This is a genomic window from Vibrio sp. M260118 (assembly GCF_036533755.1).
In the GTDB taxonomy this organism is placed as follows: Bacteria; Pseudomonadota; Gammaproteobacteria; order Enterobacterales; family Vibrionaceae; genus Vibrio.
The window spans coordinates 1-5,184 of record NZ_JATABG010000259.1 but is presented as its reverse complement, the minus strand read 5'-3'; the positions used below and the strand labels follow the sequence as shown (position 1 = coordinate 5,184).

Annotated in this window: 4 protein-coding genes; 1 reads left to right on the top strand and 3 read right to left on the bottom strand. The window is 45.0% G+C overall.

All coding sequences use genetic code 11. The annotated features are described in order from the left end of the window. From QTO00_RS14370 to QTO00_RS14360, 3 genes are all read right to left on the bottom strand, one after another. The coding region (locus tag QTO00_RS14370) for a bifunctional diguanylate cyclase/phosphodiesterase (RefSeq protein ID WP_331425410.1) at positions 1–2,270 on the bottom strand (2,270 nt) is incomplete at its 3' end. A 62-nt stretch (positions 2,271–2,332) separates the two neighbouring features. Then, positions 2,333–2,932, bottom strand: coding sequence for a 5'-deoxynucleotidase (yfbR, locus tag QTO00_RS14365; protein ID WP_331425409.1), 600 nt, complete (start codon positions 2,930–2,932; stop codon positions 2,333–2,335). A 70-nt stretch (positions 2,933–3,002) separates the two neighbouring features. Beyond that, on the bottom strand, positions 3,003–4,217 hold the full coding sequence (locus QTO00_RS14360; protein ID WP_331425408.1) for a pyridoxal phosphate-dependent aminotransferase: 1,215 nt from the start codon (positions 4,215–4,217) through the stop codon (positions 3,003–3,005). 221 nt (positions 4,218–4,438) lie between these two features. Between QTO00_RS14360 and QTO00_RS14355 the strand changes: the two genes are divergently transcribed. Next, the coding region (locus QTO00_RS14355) for a chorismate-binding protein (protein ID WP_331425407.1) at positions 4,439–5,184 on the top strand (746 nt) is incomplete at its 3' end.

Sequence of the window (5,184 nt, the reverse complement as noted above, 5' to 3'; positions counted from 1 at the left end):
TCAATTTTGATCTCGTTAATAGGTAAATTGCACAGATAACTGAGTGAAGAGAAGCCTGTGCCGAAGTCATCGAGCGAGATGGTAAAACCGTTGTCGCGTAAGTTATTGAGAATTGGCGTGACGATCTCTAAGTCATCGATAAGCACATTTTCAGTAATCTCGACCGTGATGCGCTGACGATCGATCTGTTGCTCATCAATAATAGTACTCAACAGGTTAGGGAAGTCTTTGGCCATCAGTTGACTAGGAGAGATATTGATCGAGAGGCCAATTGCCTCGTCGCCATTCGGGAAGGCGTTAACCATCATTTGACAAGAAGTACGAATGACAAATTGTCCGATTTCATGGATAAGGCCTATCTCCTCCGCTTTGCGAATCAGTTCGATAGGTGAAACATGTCCCAGTTTTGGATTGTGCCAACGGAGCAAAGCTTCGACAGATTTTAGCTTACCTGAAGAGAGTTCAATCTGGGGTTGGAACACCATGTAGAGTTCGTTGTTTTTAATCGCACAACGCAGTTGTTTCTCGAGGGTGAGTTCGTACTGAACTCGTTTGTTAATCGACTCATCAAAAAACAGTACTTTACCCTTACGGCGCGCTTTGGAGGTGTACAAGGCGGTGTCGGCTTTGGCGATCAACTCCTCTGGATTGAGGCCATCTTGAGGGTAAAGGGAAACGCCAATACTACAGTTAGAGGAAATGACCTTACCTTCAACTTCAATTTCGTCTTGGAATACCGCGCGAATGTTCGCTGCGATCTGTTCCGCTTCTAAAACGCTGTCGAGATTAGGGAAACAGAATACGAACTCATCACCACCGAAGCGAGCAACCAACTGGTTATCATTGAGTAACTGTTCAAACTGCAGGCCGACCTTGGTAAGCAGCTTGTCACCAATGGAGTGACCAAAGGCATCGTTGACCTTTTTAAAATCATCAAGGTCGACGAACATGATTGCCGTGACGCGGTTATCCTTACTTGATTGCTCAATGGCCTGCTTAATGAAATCAATCAGATAGACTCGGTTAGGTAGAGTGGTGAGGCTGTCGTGCAGAGCCTGATATTGCAACTGGTCTTTAGCGCTTTCGAGTTGCTGAAAATCGGAACTGATCTGTTTTTGCAGGCGGTGGAAGCGCTTACCTACCGCTTTACCAATCATCAAAGAGAGCAAGCCCAAAGCCAGTGAGCCAAACAAACTGGCAATGATCACTTGCTCTAACTCACGTTGGTTGCCCGCGGTAATTTGCGCCTCTCGTTGCGAGAGAAAATCTTCGACAGGCTTTAAGTAAACCCCTGAGCCGATTACCCAATCCCAATCTGGTAGATAGGTAACATAACTTAATTTGTAGGAATCGACCGACCCTTGTGGGGTGTAGATTGAGTGATAGCGGACAAATCCACCGCCGCTTTTAGCGGTATCGACAATTTCTTGGATATATTTTTTGCCACTCTTATCAAGCGCATCTAGGCGCTCAACACCAATAAGTGATTGGTTAGGGTGGGATATAAGCGCACCCTTGCTATTCATAATGAAGATATAGCCTTCATCTTCGTACTGATAGTGGGAGATGCGGTCAATTAGGCGGCGTTGGATATCTTGCTCAACATCGACCACATATTCGCCAGTGCCAATAAACCAATCAAAGGGCTTAAAGTGCGCGACATAGCCGATTTTATCGAACTCTGAATTTAGTGCTTCTGGCTTACTCCACCACCAGCGGTGGTAGGCTTGATTGTTCGCTCGGGCGAGATTAGACAGGTCGCGAATGACGTAAGAGCCTCGAACATCTTGTAGATCCCATAAATTCTTACCTTGGATATGAGTAAGAATTGGATGCATGACGTTAACGCCATTGAGTTGATAGATGAAGTAGTAACCTCGACCTTGATTAAAGCGAATTGGGCGGATGGCATCGAGGATCACCTGCTTAACCAAAGAGGATGACTGACCTTGATGTGACTGGTAGAGATTGTCAGCGATGCTGAGTGCTTCATTGACCCTCTGTTTTACGTCTTGTTTTAAGAAAGCCTCTGTTCGCTGTTTTTCGGACTCTATTTGATCAACGACGTTGACCACACGATTTTGGATACGTTTGCGCTCTGAGGTGTAGAAGTTGTCGCGTAACGAGCTGATGTCTTTTTCAAGTGAAAGCTGATTTTGATTGATGAGGATAGTGATGACAATTACGATGAAAATTGCCATCAACACAAGTGGTAAGTATTGGATAAATAAAGGTAATTTCTTATCGCTCGACAGCGTTCCTTTTACCATGCATCACTCCATGACTCTCAACCACTATAAGTGTAGCTGTTTCATAGGTAGCTGCTAGCATATTAACTTATTTCGTCGAGAGAGAGCTCAAAGCTTGGTGCAAAAGTGGTAAGGAAATACTCCATTTCAGGGGTATGTCGCTCTTTTAGTGTTACGTCGAGGCGCTTCTTGGCCAGCGCATATTCATGGTTTCCCGCACTAAGCTCTTCAAGGCACTTTAAGTAAGCACAAATGGTGTCTGCCTGTTTGACGATCGATGCATCTTCAGGGTGAGCTGACAGCGAGACAAGGAAAGGGGCGAAATCATCGCGGAACTCTTCAGGCACCATAGAGAGAAGCTTTTGCTCTGCGGCGGCTTCTATCTTTTTGTACTCTTTAGCAATCTCTGGGTTGTAGTATTTCACTGGTGTTGGTAAGTCACCCGTCAACACTTCACTGGTGTCATGATACATTCCAAGAATGGCGATTCTTTCAGGGTTCAGATTGCCACCGAACTTTTTGTTTTTAATCACTGCTAGGGCGTGAGCGACAAACGCAACTTGTAAGCTATGTTCAGAGATATTCTCAGTTGAGACGGAACGCATTAACGGCCAACGCTGAATAAGCTTCATGCGCGCTAAATGGGCAAAAAAGTGGCTTTCCTTGGGATTAGTGTTTGGCATTTGTTCCTCCTAAACAAAAAGGACACCCGAAAGAGTGTCCTTTAAGCATATGAAAGTTCGAGGCTAATTACTACTGGCTATAAGGTGCTAAGAAGCGTTCAAAACGGCCGATTGCCATTTCGAGATCTTCAACGTGCGGCAGGGTCACAATGCGGAAGTGATCCGGTTTTGGCCAGTTAAAACCTGTTCCTTGAACCAGTAGTACTTTCTCTTGTACCAAGAAGTCGAGCACCATCTTTTGGTCATCTTTGATGTTGTACATCTTAGGGTCGATTTTCGGGAACAGATACATTGCCCCTTTAGGTTTCACACACGAAACACCAGGAATTTGGTTGATCAATTCCCAAGCTTTATCGCGCTGTTCTAGCAGACGTCCACCTGGCAAGATCAACTCGTTGATGCTTTGATAACCACCAAGAGCGGTCTGAATAGCATGCTGCATTGGCACGTTAGCACACAGACGCATTGAAGAGAGCATATCTAGGCCGTTGATGTAACCTTGGGCTTGATGCTTAGGCCCAGTTAGGAACATCCATCCTGCACGGAAGCCACAAACTCGGTAAGCTTTTGATAAGCCGTTGAATGTCATCACCAGTACATCTTCAGTCAGAGTCGCCACTGAAGTATGAGTGGCACCGTCGTACAAAACTTTGTCGTAGATTTCGTCGGCGAAAATGATCAGCTTGTGCTGGCGAGCAATTTCGATCACCTCAAGCAAGAAATCTCGGCTGTAAACGGCGCCCGTTGGGTTGTTCGGATTGATCAATACAATGCCGCGAGTCTTTGGCGTGATTTTCTTTTTGATATCGTCGAGGTCTGGATACCAATCTGCCTCTTCGTCACACAGGTAGTGAACGGCTTTACCGCCAGAAAGTGCAACCGATGCTGTCCATAAAGGATAGTCAGGAGCGGGTACAAGCATTTCGTCGCCATTGTTGAGCAGCGCTTGCATCGCCATCACGATCAACTCAGATACACCATTACCCACATACACGTCTTCAACATCAAGTGAGCGGATACCTTTACGCTGGTAGTGCTGAACGACAGCTTTACGCGCTGAGTAGATGCCTTTTGAGTCACAATAACCTTGTGATGTCGGTAGGTTACGAATCACATCAACCAAAATCTCATCTGGGGCGTCGAAACCAAATGGGGCGGGGTTACCGATGTTTAACTTCAGTATTTTATGCCCCTCTTCCTCCATACGCTTAGCATGTTTGAGTACAGGACCCCTAATGTCATAGCAGACATTGTCGAGTTTTGACGACATCCCGATATTTTGCATTGAATAAAACCTAAAATTAATTGAATTTCTTTATTAAACTACATCAAAATAGGGTTCTTTAGAATAAAAATCTGATTGAATAACAACAATTAATCTTTTGTGGCACGTCTTCTATCACAGGATTTTGCAAAACATTGCTTGCAACCTTGATTTGAGCAGGGTCTATAAATAAAGTAGCCAGTTAGAATATAAATAATAACCCCCATGCATACGAGGCTGATTTGTCATACTTTCATCAAGCCGTCACTGAATTGATTGAACGCGTAAAGGATGCAGAAGACGGTGTAAATCGTCTGGTTCAAGTTCTTGCAGAGAAACCGGATTTCGCATTTATAGACTGGTTAGAAGCACAGCCGCTATTTCCAAAGTTCTATTGGCAATCTCGTGACACTCGTGAAGAGGTGGTCGCACTTGGTCAACTGCATACCTTTGTCGAACCGGCGCCTGCTTACGCAATTTTGGCGGAAGAACAGCGTATTTGGGGAGGTCGCTCATTTGATGGACATACAAGTAAAAATCGTCGTTGTATGTCGTCGTATTTCTTTCTACCGCAAATCGAGCTGATTCGTTTTGATGATAAATGGTCTATTGCGGTAAATCTCAATGCGGAAAAACAGCGCACCTTAGCCAGCTTGTATAAGCTGCAATTAGAGGTGACACCGTTACCTTCAGTCTCTGCACATATCGAAACTGTTCAGCACACGCCAGAAAAGGAGCAGTGGACTCATCTGGTTGAAAAAGTGCTCACTGGCATTAAGAAAGAGCAATTTAAGAAAGTCGTGTTAGCGCGTAAGACTGAGGTGAGCCTAGATAGTCCGCTTTGTGCATCGCAACTTTTGAAAGCGAGTTATCAGCAAAACCATCATAGTTTCCACTTTCTGCTCGCATTGGATTCAAAACACAGCTTTTTAGGGTCTACGCCTGAGCGTTTGTATGCGCGCCAGGGCCAAGAACTCTATACCGAGGC